The following is an 18,474-nucleotide window of genomic DNA, read 5'->3' as shown; positions in this document are numbered from 1 at the left end:
GCTTTGACCCCGGTCAGCGTTCGCCGGTTGCCGCGCCGGCAACCGGTGGGGCTCAACCCTGGAGGAAACGCTGGGCCAGATCGAGCTGGGAGTGCGCCAACTGGTGCAGTTCCTGGCCGATCTGGGTGCTGCGCTGGGCCTGGCCGGCGCTCTGTTCGGCAAGGCCGGTGATCCGCGCGATCTGTCGGCTGACCGCCTCGGCCACCTGACCCTGTTCTTCGATGGCCGTGGCCATCTGCAGGCTCATGCCGCTGATCTGACCCACCTCGCCGCTGATGCGCCGCAACGCTTCGCGCACTTCTTGCACATCCGTGCTGGATTGCCGGGCCGCCTGTTCGCCGCGCCGGGCAGTCGCCAGGGCCTGGGTGCTGCCGCTGCGCAGGCGTTCGATGGACTGCTGGATCTGCCCGGTGGAGTCGCGGGTGCGCGAGGCCAGGGTGCGCACCTCGTCGGCGACCACGGCGAAGCCCCGGCCGGATTCGCCGGCGCGGGCGGCCTCGATGGCGGCGTTCAGTGCCAGCAGGTTGGTCTGCTCGGCGATGCTCTGGATCACCTCGGCAATGCCGCTGATGGACTCGATGGACTCGGCGAGCTGGCCGACGGCTGCGCCGATGTCTTCCACCGAGGCGCGCAGCGTCTGCATGGACCCCTGGCTCTGCCCGGCCAGGCGGTCGCCGTCCCGCGCCAGCTCGTCCACCGCCTGGGTGGCCTGGGCGCTGTGCTGGAGGTTGCGCGACAGCTCGTGGATGGTGCTGCTCATCTGCTGGATGGCCGCCGCCGACTGCTCGGTTTCCTCCAGTTGACGTTCCAGTTGGCCGGCTCCGCTCGCCACCAGGTCCGAGGACTCGCCAGCGCGGTTGCGCAGGATGTCGCCATTGATATGGATGCGCGCCATCACCGTGCGCAGGCGCAGTTGCAGGTTGCCCATGGCCATGTCCAGCAGGGCGTCGGCACCGCCGCGCGTGCTGTAGGCCGGGGCCAGCATGGGGTCGCTGTAGACCTGTGGATAACGCGCCAGTCCGGCCGTGACACCGCGTCGGCGGGCGTCGCTGGCCTGCAGGCTGACGGCGCCCAGGCCGCCCAGCAATGCCAGACCGAGTCCCCAGGGCAACTGTCCGCCCAGGGTGGCGACGGCCAGCGCCAGGGCGGCGAGGGCGGCGAGGCTGTGTTCGCCCAGCAACCGCAGCGCGCGTGAGGCCAGCGGCTCGGCGCGCCGGCCGTGGCGCAGTCGCGTGTAGAGGGCGTCGGCGCGCAGGCAGGCGGCGCGATCCATGGGGTGGTAGACGGTGCCCAGGGCCACCAGTTGGCCGTTGTCGAACAGCGGCACCACGTAGAGGTCGCTCCAGAACACGCCGCCTTCCTGGTGGCGGCCCATCAGCGGGCCGTTCCAGGGCACGCCGGCGCGCAGGGTCTGCCACATGCGCGCAATCACCTGCGGCGGCATGCCGGGGTGGTTGATGCGGTCGAACGGCTGGTTCAGCAGCGCCTCACGACGGTAGCCGCACATCGCCAGGTAGGCATCGTTGCAGGCCAGGACCCGGCCTTCCGGGTCGAGGCGGGAAATCGGGGGCTCCGCGAAGGCCGGGGCGGCCTGCGCAGTGGGGGATGGTTTCATGCGGTCCTCCGTGGACAATGCCCGGCCTTGCAGCCGGGCCGGAGGCCTTGCACGAAGCGTGTCTGCGCTCGGTGATGCTGTGTTGAAATCGGCCTCAGAATGCTCATTTACAAACTGTAAACTGCGCTTCTTCGGCCGATTTCGCCTTGCCTGACCTTCGCTCGACGACTCTTCGTACAAGGCCTAGTTGGCGAGCATCTCCTGATGCTTGCTGGCCAGGCCGAGGTAGGCCTCGATCACGCGCGGGTCGTCGGCCAACTGGGCCGCGGGGCCCTGCATGGCGATCTGTCCGGTCTCCAGCACGTAGGCGTAGTCGGCCACGCGCAGGGCGGCGCGGGCGTTCTGCTCCACCAGCAGGATGGACACCCCCTGCTGGCGCAGGGTGCTGATGATGCGGAAGATCTCGCGGGTGATCAGCGGCGCCAGGCCCAGGCTGGGTTCGTCGAGCATCAGCAACTTGGGCTTGGCCATCAGCGCACGGCCCACGGCGAGCATCTGCCGTTCGCCGCCCGAGAGGGTGGCGGCCAGCTGGTCGCGGCGCTCCCACAGGCGCGGGAAGAGGTCGTAGACCTCCTTGAGGGTTTCGCCGTGGTCGCGCTTGCCGTTGCGGTGGCGCTGGAAGGCGCCCAGCAGCAGGTTGTCGGCCACCGTCATGCTGCCGAACAGCTCGCGCTTTTCCGGCACCAGGCCGAGCCCGCGAGCGACCATCACTTCCACTTCCGGCACCGCTTCCAGGCTGCCGTCGAAGGCGACCCGGCCACGGGAGCCGAGCACGCCCATGATGGCGGAGAGCAGGGTGGTCTTGCCGGCGCCGTTGGGGCCGATCACGGTGACGATCTGCCCCTGGCCGACGGTGAGGCTGGCGTTGGACAGCGCCTCCACCTTGCCGTAGGCGACGCTGAGGCCGCTGACGTCCAGCACCGGGTTGGACACCCGGTTTTCCGGCTGCTTGAGGTCTTGCATCGGCATGTTCATCACTCAACTCCTCCGAGATAGGCTTCCAGCACCGCCGGGTCCTTCTGCACCTCGGCGGGCAGGCCGTGGGCGATGCGCTGGCCGAATTCCATCACCACCACGCGGTCCACCAGGCCCATGACGAAGTCCATGTCGTGCTCCACCAGGAGGATCGCCATGCCTTCGCTGCGCAGGCGGCTGAGCAGCATGCCGAGGGCTTCTTTTTCCTTGTGGCGCAGGCCTGCGGCGGGCTCGTCGAGCAGCAGCAGGCAGGGGTTGGCGCACAGCGCGCGGGCGATCTCGAGGATGCGCTGCTGGCCCAGGGCCAGGCTGCCGGCCTCGGCATGGAGGTAATCGCCCAGGCCAACGCGCTCCAGTTGGCGGCGGGCCTCATTGAGCAGTTCGGCTTCCTCGGCGCGGTCCAGGCGCAGGGCGGCGGCCAGCACACCCTTGTTACCGCGCAGGTGGGCGCCGATGGCGACGTTCTCCAGCACGCTCATTTCCGCCAGCAGTTTCACGTGCTGGAAGGTGCGGCTCATGCCCATGCGGGCGATATCGCGGGACGGGGTGCCGTTGATGCGTCGGCCACGGAACAGCACCTCGCCCGAGGTGGGCGTGTCGACGCCCGAGAGCTGGTTGAACAGGGTGCTCTTGCCGGCGCCGTTGGGGCCGATCAGGGCGAGGATTTCCCCGGCGCGGACCTCCAGGTTCATGTCGTTGTTGGCCACCAGGCCACCGAAGCGACGGGTCACGCTGCGCGCTTCCAGCAGCACTTCGCCGGCCGTGGGGGCTTCACGACGCGGCAGTTCGGCGGCGTTGTCCACCGCCTTGACGGATTTGCGTGGCTTCCAGCTGTCCGGCACCAGGCGCAGCAGCATGGGCCAGAGGCCGCCGGGGGCGCGTTGCATGAGCAGGATGATGAGCAGGCCGAAGACGATCACTTCGTAATTGCCGGTACTGCCGAACAGATGGGGCAGCAGGTCCTGCAGCCACTGCTTGAGCAGGGTCAGCACGCCGGCGCCCAGCAGTGCGCCCCAGACGCTGGCCACACCGCCGATCAGCGCCATGAACAGGTAGTCGATACCCATGTGCAGGCCGAACGGGGTGGGGTTCACGAAACGCTGGGTGTGGGCGTAGAGCCAGCCGGAGAGGGCGGCGAACAGGGCGGAGATGAGGAAGATCACCAGCTTCGAGCGGAAGGTGTTCACGCCCATGGATTCGGCCATCAGTTGGCCGCCTTTCAGAGCGCGAATGGCGCGGCCTTCGCGGGAATCCAGAAGGTTCTGGGTGATCAGCATGGCACCCAGCAGCACGGCCCAGATCAGGTAGTAGATCTCCTCGCCCTTGTTCAGCTCCCAGCCGAACAGGGAGATCGACGGCAGGCCGCCGACGCCGGTGTGGCCGCCGAGGGATTCCAGGGTGCCGAACAGGTAGTACAGCGACAGCCCCCAGGCGATGGTGCCCAGTGGCAGGTAGTGTCCGGAGAGTTTCAGGGTCAGGGCGCCGAGAATCAGCGCCACCACGCCGGTGAGCACCAGCCCCGCCAGCAGGGTCAGCCAGGGCGAGGCGCTGGCCCAGGCCAGCCAGCCCGGCAGGTCCTGCGCCGTGGTGAGGTAGGCGCTGGTGTAGGCGCCGAGGCCAACGAAGGCGGCCTGGCCGAAGCTGGTCATGCCGCCGACACCGGTGAGCAGGACCAGGCCGAGCACCACCAGGGTGTAGAGGCCGATGTAGTTGAGCAGGGTGACATAGAAGGGCGGCAGCACCAGCGGTGCGGCGCCGAGCACGGCCACCAGGGCGAGGATCAGGTAGCGCGGTTTCATTCATCGTCCTCCACGTGACGGCGGGTGAGGGAGCGCCAGAGCAGGAAGGGGATGATCAGGGTGAAGACGATGATCTCCTTGTAGGTGCTGGCCCAGAACATCGAGAACGCCTCGATCAGGCCGACGCCCAGGGCGCCGAGGGCCGCCACCGGGTAGCTCACCAGGCCGCCGATGATGGCGCCGACGAAGCCCTTGAGGCTGATGACGAAGCCGGAGTCGAAGTACAGCGTGGTGATGGGGGCGATGAGGATGCCCGACAGCGCACCGATGAAGGTGGCCAGGGCGAAGGTGGCCTTGCCCGCCAGGGTCGGCGAGATGCCCATCAGCCGCGCACCCAGGCGGTTCACCGCGGTGGCGCGCAGGGCCTTGCCATAGAGGCTGCGCTCGAAGAACAGGAACAGGCCGATGATCAGCGCCAGGGACACCGCGATCACCCACAGCGTCTGGCTGTTGAAGGTCACCGGGCCGAGGGTCAGGCCGGCTTCGGAGAAGGGCGCGGTACGTGCGCCTTCCGGGCCGAACATGAGCAGGCCGATGCCCACCATGGCCACGTGCACGGCGATGGAGACGATCAGCAGCACCAGGGCGCTGGCGGAGGCCAGCGGCTGGAACACCAGGCGGTAGAGCTGCGGCCCCAGCGGCACCACCAGGGCCAGGGTGAGCAGGGCCTGCACCGCCATCGGCAGCTCGGCCAGCGGCAGGCTGCGCACCAGCCCGACCAGGACCAGGGCGTAGGCGAGCTTGGCGGCTATCCATTTCGGGAAGCGGAAGCCGCGTCCGTTGCGGGTGGCATCGAACAGGTCCATGGCGCAGTCGGCCAGGGTCAGGACGAGCAGCAGCCAGACCAGCGCGGTGGGCTGGCCCGCCTGCAGGGCGGCCATGGTCAGCGCGCCATAGGTGACGAACTCGCCCTGGGGAATCAGCAGGATGCGGGTGACGGTGAAGACCAGCAGGATCGACAAGGCCAGCAGCGCATAGATCGCGCCGTTGGTGATGCCGTCCTGGCCGAGCAGCAGGGCTATCTGGAAATTCATGGTGGGAACTCTTGTTGCGATACGTAGGGCGGAAGAGGGGGCTTCATCCGCCATCGGTGCTCCATCCGGGCCCCGAAAGGTGGACATGAAGAACGATGTCCACCCTACGGAGCGGGAAGGTCAGTGCCTGGCGTAGGGTGGATGATGCTTTTTTCATCCACCGTCGGCGCTCGACCCGGATCAGTTGCGGCCGAGCAGGGTCCAGTTGCCGTTCTTCACCTGGATCAGCTCGCGGCCGCGCTCGTCGAAGCCGCTGTGGTCGTCCGGGGTCATGTTGTAGACGCCCTGGGTGGCCGGCACTTCGTGGCTGGCTTCCAGTGCGTCGCGCAGGGCCGCGCGGAACTCCGGCGTGCCCGGTGCGGCCTTGGCGGCCGCTTCGGGGATGGCCTTCTGCAGCAGCAGCCCGGCGTCGAAGGTGTTGGCGCCGAACGTCGCCGGCTTGCTGCCGTTGAGCTTCTCGTAGGCGGTCACGTACTCACTGGCGACCTGCTTGGAGGGGTGGCCGTCGGGGATCTGGTCGAGCACCAGCATCAGGCTGGCGGCGAGGATGGTGCCTTCCACCTTCTTGCCGCCGAGCTTGAGGAAATCGGGCAGGGCGGCGCCGTGGGTCTGGTACATCTGGCCGCGATAGCCCTGGTCGAACAGGGTGGTCTGCGGCAGCACCGCCGCGCTGCCGGGCGCGGCCACCAGCACGGCGTCCGGACGGGAAGCAAGCACCTTCAGGCTCTGCCCGGTGACCGAGGTGTCCTGGCGCTGGAAGCGTTCGTTGGCCACCAGCTTGATGCCGTGTTCGGCGGCCAGGGCGCCCATGACCTTGGACCAGTTCTCGCCGTAGGGGTCGGCGGTGCCGATGAAGCCCAGGGTCTTCACGCCGCGCGTGGCCATGTCGTCCACCAGGGCCTTGGCGATCAGGTCATCGTTCTGGGTGGTCTTGAACACCCACTTCTTCTGCTCGTTCATCGGCAGCACCACGGCGGCGGTGCCCACCGGTGCCAGCAGTGGCACGCCAGCCTCGGCGACGAACTGGATCACGCCCATGGCGTTGGGCGAACCGCTCGGGCCGATGATGGCATCGACGTTCTCTTCGCTGATCAGCTTCTTCAGCGCCTTGACGGTGGCGGTGGGGTCGCTGCCGTCATCCAGGGGGATGTAGGTCACCTTCTGGTCGCCGGCCTGGGTAGGCAGCAGCGGGGTCGAGTTCTTTTGCGGAATCCCGACCAGGGCCAGGGGGCCGCTGGAGGAGGTGATGACGCCGACCTTCACGTCCGCCTGGGCAATGGCGATGCAGGCGGCGCTGAGGAGCAGGGTGGACACGGCTTGTTTGAAGAGCATGACGTTCTCCGAGGGTTGCAAGGCTATTCAAGAGGCAATGATCCGCAGGGCGCTCCAGGCCGCTGGGGGCACTGGCGCGCGGAGGGCTTGCCGCCTTCTTGTTGTTCTGGCGCCGCGTGGCGCTGCCGGCGGGTATCCCGTTCGGCTGGAGTGCGGAGTGCAGCTCCCGTGCCAGAAGAACCCGCGCCATGCCGGTGCAGGGGTGGGCCGACCCCGGTCATCCCGTGCCTTTGCGACTCGAATCGGATTAATCCGAACCCCCTGTCGGCGCCTTCCGAAAATTCCCTCCATGCCAGTGGCAATCGGCCTTTCCGAGGGGGTGATCAGGGAGGATTTATTCGCAAAAAAGCATGATTTTTAATGGTTAAAAACTGCTTATTTAGCGGCGAAAAAAATTCGATGAAAGGCAACTTTTCTGTTCGATAAACGAACGGACGAAGGCGACTGAAATCGGCGGTGTTTCCGCTCGATAAAATGAAATGGATTCTATTCGGCGTTTTAAGTAACTGAAAAATAAGACTTTATTTATCTTTCGCTGCGCAAAAGAGACTTTTTGCACTGTTACCAATCTGCACGGAACTGGTGCTCGATTACGTGAAAATGCACCGAATCTACACACTCTTTTTCCAGTGATAATTCAATTGACAATTCACGTAATTCTTCCGATTTTAGATTTACGCGATCGGCAACCCCTCGGGTGGCCGAGTCAGCACCGAACAAGAACGCCAATGGGTGATGCAGATGACGATAGTGGTGGAGAAGCTGGAGTTGGGGGGCGCGGGCCTGACCGTGATGGTGAAGGACACCATCGACATCGCCGGCCATCCCACCCGCGCCTCCAGTCGCGCGCTGGAAGAGGTGCCGGACGCCGAGCGTCACGCCGATGTGATCCAGGCCCTGCTGGACGCCGGCTGCCGCATCACCGGCAAGACCAGTCTGCATGAGCTGGCCTTCGGCACCACCGGCCTGAATGCCTGGACCGGCACCGCGGCAAACCCCCGCTACCCCGGCCGCATTCCCGGCGGCTCCTCCAGCGGCTCGGCCGCCGCCGTCGCCGCCGGCCTCTGCGATTTCTCCCTGGGCACCGATACCGGCGGCTCGGTGCGCGTGCCCGCCGCCTGCTGCGGCGTGTTCGGCTTCAAACCCAGCTTCGGCCGCATCAGCCGCGCTGGCGTGATGCCCGCCGAATCCTCCCTGGACTGCGTCGGTCCCTTCGCGGCCAGCATCCAGGCGCTGATCGACGCCATGGCGTCCATCGACCCCTCCTTCAAGGCGCTGCCGCCGGTAGGCGACCTCAACATCGGCGTTGTCCCCGTCGAGGCCAATCCGGACGTACAGGCGGTCATCGATGCAGTACTGGAAGCCTCCGGCTTCGCCCTCCAAAGCCAGCCGCTGCCCGGTATGCAGGCGGCCTATGACGCGGGCCTGGCCATCATCAACCGGGAAACCTGGAACGCCTGCGGGCACCTGGTGGAAACCGGGCTGGTCGGTGCCGATGTCGCCTCGCGCCTGCTGGCTGCCAGCAGCACCACCGATGCCGCCGTGGCCAACGCGGAAACCGTCCGCGCCGCCTTTACCGCCGAAGTGGATGCCGCCCTGGCGCGCTGCCCGATCCTCGCCCTGCCGACCCTGCCCGACTACCCGGCGCGGGTGGTGGACGCCGCCGATACCCGCGCGGCCATCGGCATGACCGCCTTCGTGCGGCCCTTCAACCTCACCGGTCACCCGGCGCTGAGCATCCCCTTCGAGGGCGCCGCGAAGCTGCCGGTGGGCCTGCAACTGATTGCCGCCAAGGGCGCGGACGAACTGCTCCTGGCAGTCGCCCGCGAGCTGCTGCGGCGCCTCGGACAATAACCAAGAAGCCCACCTGGAGAGCCCCATGTCTTCGCTAAGCGAGCTGGATTACCAGCGCCCCGCCCCGATCACCGCGAGTGAAGGATTCCAGACGCTGCTCGCCGACATCCGCGAGCGTGCCCGGCACGAGGAATTCGACCGGCAGAAGTTCATTTCCCAGGACGTGATCGAGCGTTTCAAGGCGCTCGGCGTCTACCGCGCCCTGGTGCCCACCCGCTTCGGCGGCGACCAGCGTTCGCCCATGGACTTCTGCCAGATGGTGGAAGACATCTCGGCCGCCGACGGCTCCGCCGGCTGGGTGGCCAGCTTCGGCATGAACCCGGTGTACCTGGCCGCGCTGCCCTTGGCGACCCTGGAGAAGGTCTACGCCAACGGCCCGGACGTGGTCTTCGCCGGCGGCATCTTCCCGCCGCAACCGGCGGCCTTTGTCGATGGCGGCCTGGAAGTCAACGGCCGCTGGAAGTTCTCCAGCGGCTGCATGGGCGCCAGCCTGATCGGCGTCGGCATCAGCCCGAAGAACGGCGACACCGTCGGCCTGCCGCGCCTGGCGGTGATGCCCCGCGAGAAGGTGAAGATCGAGGAAACCTGGGATGTGGTCGGCCTGATCGGCACCGGCAGCCATGACGTGGTGATCGAAGGCGTGGTGGTGCCCGAGGACTGGACCTTCGTCCGTGGCGGTCCGTCCAACCTCGACGAGCCGATGTTCCGCTACCCCTCGCTGTCCTTCGCCACCCAGGTGCTTTCGGTGGTCGGCCTGGGCGTGGCCCGCGCCGCGCTGGATTACCTCAGCGGCATGGCCAGCGGCCGCTTCTCGGTCACCGGCGCTCCGGCCCTGGCCGATCGTCCCCTGGCGCAGATGCAGATGGCCAAGGCCGAAGCCGAGCTGCGTGCCGCCCGCGCCTGGTTCTACGAAGCCATGGAAAACGCCTGGGCCAGCGTGTTGGCCGGCGACCCGGTGAGCGTGGAACAGACCAACCTGCTGCGCCTGTCCTCCACCCATGCCACCCGTGTGTCCGCCGAAGTGGCGCGCAGCGCGCAGATGCTGTCCGGCATGACCGGCGTCTACCGCGACAACCCGCTGTCGCGCTTCGTCAACGACACCCTGGTGATCACCCAGCACGCCTTCATGGGCGACATGACCTACCAGAACGCCGGGGCGATCTTCTTCGGCAACAAGCCGCTGCCCGGCTACCTGTGAATTCCAACTGACTGATCGGTGATTGTGATGAGCGAGAAAAAAGCCCTGCGCGTCCTCTTCTGCATGGGGATCAACCAGAACTTCTTCGACGCCCCGCGCGAAGAGCAACTGCAGGTCTGGGCCGCCTTCAGCGAAATGTGGAACGGCATCCACGACCTGCCCGGCGTGAAGGTGTTCGGCAACATGGACGACGACCAGAGCATGGTCGGACCCAGCACGGGCTACCCCTGGACCACCTACCTGCTGGCCGACGTGCCGGACATCGAAACCGTGCACGCCGCCTGCAACCTGTTCCGCACCACCGTAGTGGGCGACACCCCCTACAAGCTGTGGCGCTACTGCAAGGTCGAGGCCCGTACCGGCCGCGAACTGATCATCCAGCGCGCGTGACCGCCATGTCGACCGAAGCCCTCGAAGCGCGCCTGCGCCAACTGGAAAGCGAACACGCGGTGCGTGCCTGCATGAACCGCTACATGGAGCTCTGCGACGCCCTGGATGCGCGCACGCCCCTGGATGAGCTGGCTGGCCTGTTCACTGCCGACGCCATCTGGGAAGGCAAGGGCGCCCGGTACGCCAGGAGCTTCGGCGGCTACCAGGGCCGCGACGCCATTGCCGCCATGTTCGACACCTACAGGGTCGAGCCGGCGCACTTTGCCCTGAACGTGCACTTCCTCTGCTCCGAGCTGATCCGCGTCCAGGGCGGCGAAGCCACCGGCAGTTGGGTGATGTTGCAGACCTCGACCTTTGCCAGCGGTGCCTCGCACCTCAATGCGGCGCGCCTGACGGTGAAATTCCGCGAGGAGGAGGGCGCCTGGCGCATGGCGCATTTCCAGACCGAAAACCTGTTCAGCCGGCCAGTGGAGGCGTGGAACAGCGACGCACACCTGCCGGTGCCGGACAAGAACGGCGAATGACCTTTTTCTGTGAGTCGGCGCGTTGCGCCGACGAGGAGTGACCGTGACCAACCTGATCGAAACCGTGAACCTGGCCAGCTCGCCGGCCGACCTGGTGCTGCACGACCGCGTGCACACCTCCCTCTACACCGACCCCCGGCTGTTCGACGAAGAGCTGGAAAAGGTCTTCTACAGCACCTGGATCTGGGTCGCCCACGCCAGCGAAATCCCCGAGGCCGGCAGCTACAAGAGCACCTACATCGGCAAGCAGCCGGTGATCGTCGTGCGTGACCGCAAGAAGGACGTGCACGTGCTGCTCAACCGTTGCCGCCACCGTGGCGCCACCGTCTGCGAGCACAAGAAGGGCAAGACCAACAGCTTCGTCTGCCCTTACCACGGCTGGAGCTACGCCCTCGACGGCAGCCTGCGCGGCGTGCCGCACCCGGAGAGCTACGCCGACTGCCTGGACAAGGGCGAGCTGCCGCTGGTGAGCCTGCGCGTCGAGGAATACAACGGCATGCTCTTCGCCACCTTCAAGGACGACATCGAGCCGCTGGTGGACTTCCTCGGCCCGGCGAAGAAGTGGATCGATCTGTTCATGAAGCAGGGTGCCGGCTACGGCGTGAAGGTGTCCGGCGAGCACCGTTTCCGCTTCCCCGGCAACTGGAAGATCCAGCTGGAAAACACCACCGACGCCTACCACTTCCCGCTGGTGCACAAGTCCTTCCTGTCCTCGGTGGACGAGCAGACCCTGGAACTCTTCGACTTCGTGAAGGGCCCGGGCTACGTCGAAGACCTCGGCAACGGCCACAGCGTGATGGTGATGATCCCCGAGCTGGTGGACCTGGAAGCCGACCTGGACAAGCCGATCCCCGAACGCTTCGAGGCCCTGGCTGAAGAGCTGCGCGGCGAAGGCATCGAGGAGCAGCAGGTGCGCCGCATCGTCCGCGCCGTGGGCGGCTCGGGCTTCAACCTCAACCTGTTTCCCAACGTGGCCTGCTCCATGGCGTTCTTCCGCGTGCTGCAACCGATCTCGGTGAACGAAACCGAAATCCACCACGCGGTGATCACCATGGACGGCGGCCCGGCCGTGGCCAACCGCTACCGCCTGCGCCTGCACGAACACTTCCAGGGCCCCATGGGCTTCGGCACCCCGGACGATTCCGAGGCCTGGGAGCGCGTGCAGAAGGGCGCCCAGGCGGGCACCGACCTGTGGATCATGCTCAACCGCGGCCTGCCCGGCGAGAAGCCGAGCGAGGACGGCCTGGTCAGCGACGTGAGCGCCGAGACCGGCATGCGCGCGGCCTACCAGCAGTGGAAAAAGATGATGTCGGTGTGAGGAGAAAACGACCATGAACCTTGAATTGCTCAACCACGTCAGCGCCTTCATCTGGCAGGAAGCGGACATGCTCGACCACGGCGAGTTCGATGCCTGGCTGGCCCTGTGGGCCGACAAGGGGACCTACATCATCCCCATCGACCCCAACGAAACTGACTTCGAGAACACCCTCAACTACGCCTACGACGACCACCACATGCGCCAGCTCCGCGTGCAGCGCCTGATCGGCGGCGAGTCCATCTCCACCAGCCCACGCGCCCGTACCGTGCGCGCACTGTCGCGCTTCCGCGTGCTGGGCGAGGACGACGGCGTGGTCACCGTGCGTTGCGCACAGAACCTGCGGGAGTTCCGCAAGGACGTGCTCAAGCACTACACCGCCGACATCACCTTCCAGCTCAAGCGCGAAGGCGAGGGCTTCAAGATCCAGCGCAAGCTGATCCAGTTGATCAACTCGACCGACACCCTGGCGGGTATCGGTTACATCCTCTAAGGAGCGCGCCATGACCCAGGTAGCACTGGTTACCGGCGCCGCCCAGGGGCTGGGCCTGGCCATCGCCAGCCGGCTGTTCGCCGCCGGCTACGCGGTGGTGATCACCGACCTGTCCCTGGAACGCGCCCAGGCCGCCGCCGACCGGCTCGACCCGAGTGGCCAGCGCAGCCTGGCGCTGAAGCTTGATGTAAGCAGCAAAGCCGATTTCGAGGCGGCGCTGGCCGCAGTGATGGCGCGCTTCGGCGCCCTGCACGTGGCGGTCAACAACGCCGCCATGACCCTGACCACGCCGGTGATGCAGATCAGCCCCGAGGAGTTCGACCGCGTCCTCAGCCTCAACACCCGCAGCGTGTTCGTTGGCTGCCAGGTGTTCGGCGCGCACATGGCGGCGGCCGGCTACGGGCGGATCGTCAACATGGCCTCCCTCGCCGGGCAGAACGGCGGCACCGCCACGGGCGCGCACTACGCCGCGTCCAAGGGCGCCATCGTCACCCTGACCAAGGTCTTCGCCAAGGAACTGGCGGCAGGCGGTGTCACCGTCAACGCCATCGCCCCGGGGCCCATCGAGTCCCCGGCGGTGCGCGCGGCGGTGCCGGCGGAACGCATGGAAGGCTTGCTGGCGAATATCCCGGTCAAGCGCCTGGGCGATGCCGATTTCCTCGGCGACCTGATCGTGCAACTGGCGCGCCCGGAAGCCTACTTCACCACCGGGGCGACCTGGGATGTGAACGGCGGACTCTTCATGCGCTGAACACCCGCCCGCGGCGGCTCATCGGCTGCCGGGGGCACTTGAAAGAATGCCGCGCGTGCGGACTGTAACGAACGAGAACAAGCAGCACCTCGAAGGTGCGGGAAGGCCGGTATGAGTGAGCAAGTGTTGAACCTGGTGGTACGCAAGCGGCAGGAGCAGGGCGAGGGCGTGGTGATCCTCGACCTCGCCGACCCTTCGGGCCAATCCCTGCCGGCGTTCGAGGCTGGTGCCCATGTGGACATCCACCTGAAACCCGGGCTGGTGCGTCAGTACTCGCTCTGCGGGGACCCGGCCAACCCCGCCGTCTACCGCCTGGGCGTGCTGCTCGATCCGGCCTCCCGTGGCGGTTCGGTAGCGGTCCACGAACTGCTGCGGGAAGGCAGCGAGGTGGCCATCGGCGCACCGCGCAACCTCTTCCCGCTGGCCGCCGACGCCAGCCGTTCGATCCTGATCGGCGGCGGCATCGGCATCACCCCGATGATCGCCATGGCCCACCAGTTGACGGCGTGCGACAGCGCCTTCGAGCTGCACTATTGCGGCCGTTCCCGCAGCCGCACCGCGTTCCTCGACGAACTGGCCAGCGCCAGCTTTGCCGCCTGCGTGCACACCCACTTCGATGACGAAGACGCCGCGCAGAAGCTCGACCTGCCTACCGTGCTCGGCCAGCCGGCGGACGGCGTGCACGTCTACGTCTGCGGTCCGGCCGGCTTCATGGATTGGGTGATCAGTGAGGCGCGCAAGGCCGGCTACGCCGACGACCACATCCACCGCGAGTACTTCCAGGTGGACGTGGACCCCAGCGGCGGCAGCTTCGAAGTCGTCGCCCAGCGCAGCGGCAAGACCGTGCAGGTGGCCGAGGGGCAGAGCATCGTCGACGCGCTGGCCGGCGTCGGCATCAAGATCGAGATTTCCTGCGAACAGGGCGTCTGCGGCACCTGCCTGTGCGACGTGCTGGAAGGCGAACCGGACCACCGCGACGTCTATCTGACCGATGACGAGAAGGCCGCCAACGACCAGATCCTGGTCTGCTGCTCGCGGGCCAAGTCGCAAAAACTGGTGCTGGACATCTGACCGCAAAGGGGCAAAGACCATGGTCGACACAACTGGATTCCGCAATGCCATGGCGCTGCTGGGTGGCGCCGTTTCGGTCATCACCACCGATGGCGCCGCCGGGCGCTTCGGCTTCACCGCCTCGGCGGTGTGCAGCGTCACCGATCAGCCGCCGACGCTGCTGGTGTGCATGAACCGCTCGTCCTTCGCCAACGGCCATTTCAAGCAGAACGGCGTGCTCAGCGTGAACGTGCTGACTGCCGAGCTGAAGGACATCTCCGCCGTGTTCGCCAATCGCGAGCTGGACTCCGACCAGCGCTTCGCCCGCGCCAGTTGGAGCACCCTGGAAAGCGGCGCGCCGCTGCTGGACGACGCCCTGGTGAGCTTCGATTGCCGTATCGCCCAGGCCCATGAAGTGGGCTCCCACACCATCTTCTATTGCGAGGTGCTGGGCATTCGCCACGGCAAGAGCCAGGAAGGCCTGGTGTATTTCAACCGCGCCTACCACCGCCTGGGGGACGCGTCGCGTTCGGCCTGTTGAACCGTTGTTGCGGGATGACGGGTGTTGTTGGGTTTCGCTTCGCTCTACCCAACCTACCGGTCCGAGCGCTTTTGTAGGTTGTGGCTGAGCTACGCGAAGCCCAACAAGCGGAGTTCGAATGGTAAGAATTTCGGATTCAATCCGGAATGTCGGATGAAGTTGTCATTCATCCGTTTTTGAAGTTGTACCCATAACTAGAAATCGAGGGCGCCCGTACCTGTTCGGGTGGCGGGCCTTGCCACGACCTTTTTGCAGTAAGTGGTTATAAAAACAAATACGTGGATTAACTGCCGAAGTTGCACTTCTTGCCAATTAATCTGCTCCCACTCGATGTGCCTTGCGTGCACAGGTAAGAAAGGATCACGTCCATGTTCCATAAAAGCTGGCTGGCCAGCGGCGTCGCTGCCGCGGGCCTGATGGGGATGCTCATGCCGATGTCTGCCCAGGCGGACTTCGTGAAGGATCGGCAAATCAGCCTTGGCTTGCGAAACTTCTATATCGACCGTGACTTCAAACAGGATGATGCGCCCAAGTCGCGCATTGGAAGTTGGACCCAGGGTTTCGACTTTCGCGCCATCTCCGGATATACCGAAGGCACTTTTCAGTTCGGCCTGGATGTTTCAGCGCAATATGCCTATCGCCTCGACGGCGGTGGTGGCCGTGGCCCGGACACCATCATTCCCTATGACGACAGCAAGGGTGAGCAGGTGCGCGACTACGGCCGCGCCGCGCTGACCGGCAAGATGCGCTACTCCAAGACCGAGCTGAAGGTCGGCGAGCACCGTCCGATGCTGCCGGTGGCCTTCTACGACGACAGCCGCCAACTGATCACCACCTACCACGGCTTCCTGCTGGAATCCCGCGAGGTGGACAGGCTCACCCTCACCGGCGGGCGCTTCACCGAGATCAGCAGCCGCGAATCCTCCAACCGCGAGAAGATGTACCTGTTCAACGGGCCGGACATCAAACGTCGCAGCGATGGCCTGAACTTCGGCGGTGCCACCTACGCCTTCACCCCCTCGCTGACCGCCAGCTACTTCTATGGCCAGCTGGAAGACATCTACCAGCAGCACTACCTGGGCGCGACCCACACCGCCGACCTGGGCAATGGCTACGGCCTGAAGACCGACCTGCGCTACTTCGACAACAGCGAAGACGGCAAGGCGCTCTACGGCGACATCGACAACCGTTCCTACGGCGCCATGACCACCCTGCGCAAGGGGGCCCACGCCATCGGCGTCGGCTACCAGCGCATGCTCGGTGAAAGCACCTTCCCCACGCTGAACGGCTATGCGCCGCAGCCCTACCTGGTGAACTGGTCCACCGTCGCCTTCGTCAAGCCCAACGAGAGTTCCTGGCAACTGCGCTACGACCTCGACTTCGCCGCCTATGGCGTGCCCGGCCTGAAGCTGATGACCCGCTACCTGCGCGGCACCGGCATCGACCGTGGCAACAACGCCCTGGACCAGAACGTGGAGAGCGAACGCAACCTCTACCTCAGCTACGTGGTGCAGAGCGGCCCGCTCAAGGGCGTCGGCTTCGAGTGGCGCAACATCGACGTCAAGACCCGCTACGGCAACGGCAGCGCCTCAGGCCCGGACTACCAGGAGAACCGCCTGATCACCACCTACACCTTCAAGTTCTGACCCATCGAGGGCCGGCCGGAAACGGTCGGCCCCGCGAGCGAGACCCCGATGCGACTCTACGAACTCATTACCTTCACCCTGCGCGTGCGTACTCCGGCGGCGGCCCTGGCGCGCCTGGAGTCCACACTGGCCGAAGCGGCTCCGGGCTGCACCCTGGTCGGCTGCTGGTCTTCGGAAATCGGCCCGTTGAACCAGATCGCGGTGCTGCGGGGGTTCAGCGACGAGGCGGCACGCCAGACCGAGCGCGAACGCTTCCTGCTGGCGCGGGACGCCTTCGGCATCGAAGCCTTCATGCTCGACATGAAGGTGGAGAACTACAGCCTCTTTCCTTTCCTCGAACCCCTGGCGCCGGGCGCCCACGGCCCCTTCTACGAACTGCGCGAATACAACCTGATCCCCTCCGGCCTGGCCCCCACCCTGCAGGGCTGGAAGAAGGCCGTCGGGCCGCGCACGACGGACCGTTATTCACAGGTGTACGCGGCCTTCTACGCCACCGATGGCCGCACCCCGCGCTACCTGCACATCTGGCCCTACGCGAGCCTGGAGCAACGCCTGGACGTGCGCACCCGCGCGGTGGCCGACGGCGTCTGGCCGCCGGAAAACTCCGGGCCGCAGCTGCGCGAAATGCATTCCACCGTCTACCTGCCAGCGACCTTCTCGCCATTGCAGTAGCGGCATCTTTTTCACGCTTTACCTCGGCCCGTTCCACTCCTTTGCGGGCCTTTTTTTGATGTGGTGGGCGATTGCTTTTCGTGGGAGCGAATTCATTCGCGAATGGGCAGCGCAGTTGCCCCTGCGGTGGACATGCGGAACCGTAGGATGGGTTGAGGTACGAAACCCATGCGGACCACGGTTGATGGGTATCGCAAGCTCAACCCATCCTACGAACTGGTTGCACAACCGTAGGATGGGTCGGGCGGCGTTCCGCGAGCGGAGCGAAACCCATGCAGTTGACGCGACGGGTTTCGTGCCTCTACCCATCCTACATTTCCGCATCACGCTCCGATCCGCCCCTCGGCCAGCTCCTCGATCAATGCCAGGCAATGGGTCAACGCCGGCGAGGCGTCGCCCGCGCGGCGGCTGATGATGATGGGCGAGGTGGCCTGGGCCTCCTGCAGGGTGGCGTAGCCGATGTCGATGCGGTGCAACACCTGCACCGAGGCCGGCACCAGGGTGATGCCGATGCCGGCCGCCACCAGGCCGATGGCGGTCTGCAGTTCGTTGGTCCATTGCGCCACTTCGATCTGCAGGCCGTAGGCGGCGAACAGCGAGAGCACATGATCGGCGTAGCTCGGCCGCGGATTGCCGGGGTAGAGCACGAAGGGTTCCTGGGCGAGGTCGGTGAGGCTCACCGGACCGGGCAGCAAGGGATGCCCGGCGGGCAGCGCAGCCACCAGCGGGTCGAGGGTCAGCACCTGCTGCTGGATGGCGGGGTCGGTGATGTGGATACGGCCGAAGCCGACGTCGATTCGCCCCGCCTTGAGGGACTCCACCTGTTGCAGGGTGGTCATTTCCGACAGGCCCAGTTCCAGCCCGGCATCGCTGCGCAGGCGGCGTATCAGGTCGGGCAGCACGCCATAGAGGGTGGACGGGGCGAAGCCGATGCCCAGCCAGGCCTTTTCCCCCGAGCCAATCCGCCGGGTATTGTCACAGACCTTGGTCAACTGCTCGAGCAGGGTGCTGGAATGCTCATGGAAGAAGCGCCCGGCTTCGGTCAGGCGCAGGGGTCGGCCACGTTCCAGCAGGGTCACCCCCAGTTCGTCTTCCAGCTGCTGGATCTGCCGGCTCAGCGGGGGTTGCGCGATATGCAGGCGTTCTGCGGCGCGAGTGAAGTTGAGGGTTTCGGCGAGCGCCTGGAAGTAGCGCAGGTGGCGAAGTTCCATGGGGACTCCGGGCAGGTGGCGGTTCTGGCGTTTTCGATACTCTGTGGGTATCGAGCTAGACAAACTCTATATTG

17 protein-coding genes and 1 pseudogene are annotated in these 18,474 nt (G+C 66.0%); 11 read left to right on the top strand and 7 right to left on the bottom strand.

Annotation, left to right across the window (positions count from 1 at the left end; all coding sequences use genetic code 11):
• Nucleotides 1-52 precede the first annotated feature (52 nt).
• The 6 genes and pseudogenes from PJW05_RS20170 to PJW05_RS20150 form a co-directional block, all read right to left on the bottom strand.
• Entirely contained in the window at nucleotides 53-1,273 is a 1,221-nt protein-coding gene (locus tag PJW05_RS20170; protein ID WP_442969263.1) for a methyl-accepting chemotaxis protein, read from the bottom strand.
• 66 nt (nucleotides 1,274-1,339) lie between these two features.
• A pseudogene (locus PJW05_RS26885) lies at nucleotides 1,340-1,507 on the bottom strand (PAS domain-containing protein); the annotation flags it as partial.
• A gap of 291 nt (nucleotides 1,508-1,798) precedes the next feature.
• Nucleotides 1,799-2,590, bottom strand: a complete 792-nt coding sequence (locus PJW05_RS20165) for an ABC transporter ATP-binding protein (protein ID WP_271408737.1) — start codon at nucleotides 2,588-2,590, stop codon at nucleotides 1,799-1,801.
• Complete coding sequence (locus tag PJW05_RS20160) at nucleotides 2,590-4,389, bottom strand: branched-chain amino acid ABC transporter ATP-binding protein/permease (protein WP_271408736.1); 1,800 nt, start codon at nucleotides 4,387-4,389, stop codon at nucleotides 2,590-2,592. Before PJW05_RS20160 ends, PJW05_RS20165 begins: the two co-directional genes overlap by 1 nt.
• Complete coding sequence (locus tag PJW05_RS20155) at nucleotides 4,386-5,423, bottom strand: branched-chain amino acid ABC transporter permease (RefSeq protein ID WP_271408735.1); 1,038 nt, start codon at nucleotides 5,421-5,423, stop codon at nucleotides 4,386-4,388. The genes PJW05_RS20160 and PJW05_RS20155 overlap by 4 nt, the downstream gene beginning before the upstream one ends.
• A 180-nt stretch (nucleotides 5,424-5,603) precedes the next feature.
• Nucleotides 5,604-6,755: an ABC transporter substrate-binding protein gene (locus PJW05_RS20150; protein WP_271408734.1), complete on the bottom strand. Its 1,152-nt coding sequence runs from the start codon at nucleotides 6,753-6,755 to the stop codon at nucleotides 5,604-5,606.
• Nucleotides 6,756-7,496: 741 nt separating this feature from the next.
• Between PJW05_RS20150 and PJW05_RS20145 the strand changes: the two genes are divergently transcribed.
• The 11 genes from PJW05_RS20145 to PJW05_RS20095 all read left to right on the top strand — a co-directional run bounded on the left by PJW05_RS20145 (nucleotide 7,497) and on the right by PJW05_RS20095 (nucleotide 17,189).
• Nucleotides 7,497-8,609 (top strand): amidase, encoded by a 1,113-nt coding sequence (locus tag PJW05_RS20145; RefSeq protein WP_271412271.1) that lies wholly within the window; start codon nucleotides 7,497-7,499, stop codon nucleotides 8,607-8,609.
• A gap of 25 nt (nucleotides 8,610-8,634) precedes the next feature.
• Nucleotides 8,635-9,807 carry an acyl-CoA dehydrogenase family protein gene (locus PJW05_RS20140; protein ID WP_271408733.1) on the top strand — a complete coding sequence of 391 codons (1,173 nt, stop codon included), beginning with the start codon at nucleotides 8,635-8,637 and terminating at the stop codon, nucleotides 9,805-9,807.
• A 27-nt stretch (nucleotides 9,808-9,834) separates the two neighbouring features.
• Nucleotides 9,835-10,197 carry an IacB protein gene (locus PJW05_RS20135; RefSeq protein ID WP_271408732.1) on the top strand — a complete coding sequence of 121 codons (363 nt, stop codon included), beginning with the start codon at nucleotides 9,835-9,837 and terminating at the stop codon, nucleotides 10,195-10,197.
• Between the two features lie 5 nt (nucleotides 10,198-10,202).
• Nucleotides 10,203-10,721 carry a nuclear transport factor 2 family protein gene (locus PJW05_RS20130; RefSeq protein ID WP_271408731.1) on the top strand — a complete coding sequence of 173 codons (519 nt, stop codon included), beginning with the start codon at nucleotides 10,203-10,205 and terminating at the stop codon, nucleotides 10,719-10,721.
• 43 nt (nucleotides 10,722-10,764) lie between these two features.
• The gene (locus tag PJW05_RS20125) at nucleotides 10,765-12,039 is read left to right on the top strand and encodes an aromatic ring-hydroxylating oxygenase subunit alpha (protein WP_271408730.1); all 1,275 of its coding nucleotides are present in this window, start codon (nucleotides 10,765-10,767) and stop codon (nucleotides 12,037-12,039) included.
• 13 nt (nucleotides 12,040-12,052) lie between these two features.
• Nucleotides 12,053-12,529, top strand: coding sequence for an aromatic-ring-hydroxylating dioxygenase subunit beta (locus tag PJW05_RS20120; RefSeq protein ID WP_271408729.1), 477 nt, complete (start codon nucleotides 12,053-12,055; stop codon nucleotides 12,527-12,529).
• Nucleotides 12,530-12,539: 10 nt separating this feature from the next.
• Nucleotides 12,540-13,280, top strand: coding sequence for an SDR family NAD(P)-dependent oxidoreductase (locus tag PJW05_RS20115; protein WP_271408728.1), 741 nt, complete (start codon nucleotides 12,540-12,542; stop codon nucleotides 13,278-13,280).
• Between the two features lie 111 nt (nucleotides 13,281-13,391).
• Nucleotides 13,392-14,351 (top strand): PDR/VanB family oxidoreductase, encoded by a 960-nt coding sequence (locus PJW05_RS20110; RefSeq protein ID WP_271408727.1) that lies wholly within the window; start codon nucleotides 13,392-13,394, stop codon nucleotides 14,349-14,351.
• A 19-nt stretch (nucleotides 14,352-14,370) separates the two neighbouring features.
• Nucleotides 14,371-14,871, top strand: coding sequence for a flavin reductase (locus PJW05_RS20105; RefSeq protein ID WP_271408726.1), 501 nt, complete (start codon nucleotides 14,371-14,373; stop codon nucleotides 14,869-14,871).
• A gap of 368 nt (nucleotides 14,872-15,239) precedes the next feature.
• Nucleotides 15,240-16,517, top strand: a complete 1,278-nt coding sequence (locus tag PJW05_RS20100) for an OprD family porin (protein WP_271408725.1) — start codon at nucleotides 15,240-15,242, stop codon at nucleotides 16,515-16,517.
• A 48-nt stretch (nucleotides 16,518-16,565) separates the two neighbouring features.
• Complete coding sequence (locus tag PJW05_RS20095; protein WP_271408724.1) at nucleotides 16,566-17,189, top strand: NIPSNAP family protein; 624 nt, start codon at nucleotides 16,566-16,568, stop codon at nucleotides 17,187-17,189.
• Between the two features lie 323 nt (nucleotides 17,190-17,512).
• On the opposite strand, the gene PJW05_RS20090 is transcribed toward PJW05_RS20095, so the two are convergent.
• Complete coding sequence (locus tag PJW05_RS20090) at nucleotides 17,513-18,400, bottom strand: LysR family transcriptional regulator (RefSeq protein WP_271408723.1); 888 nt, start codon at nucleotides 18,398-18,400, stop codon at nucleotides 17,513-17,515.
• Nucleotides 18,401-18,474 lie beyond the last annotated feature (74 nt).

The organism is Pseudomonas sp. Q1-7, from assembly GCF_028010285.1.
Classification (GTDB): domain Bacteria; phylum Pseudomonadota; class Gammaproteobacteria; order Pseudomonadales; family Pseudomonadaceae; genus Metapseudomonas.
The sequence above is the reverse complement of the archived record's forward strand: the minus strand, read 5'-3'. Positions and strand labels throughout refer to the sequence as shown.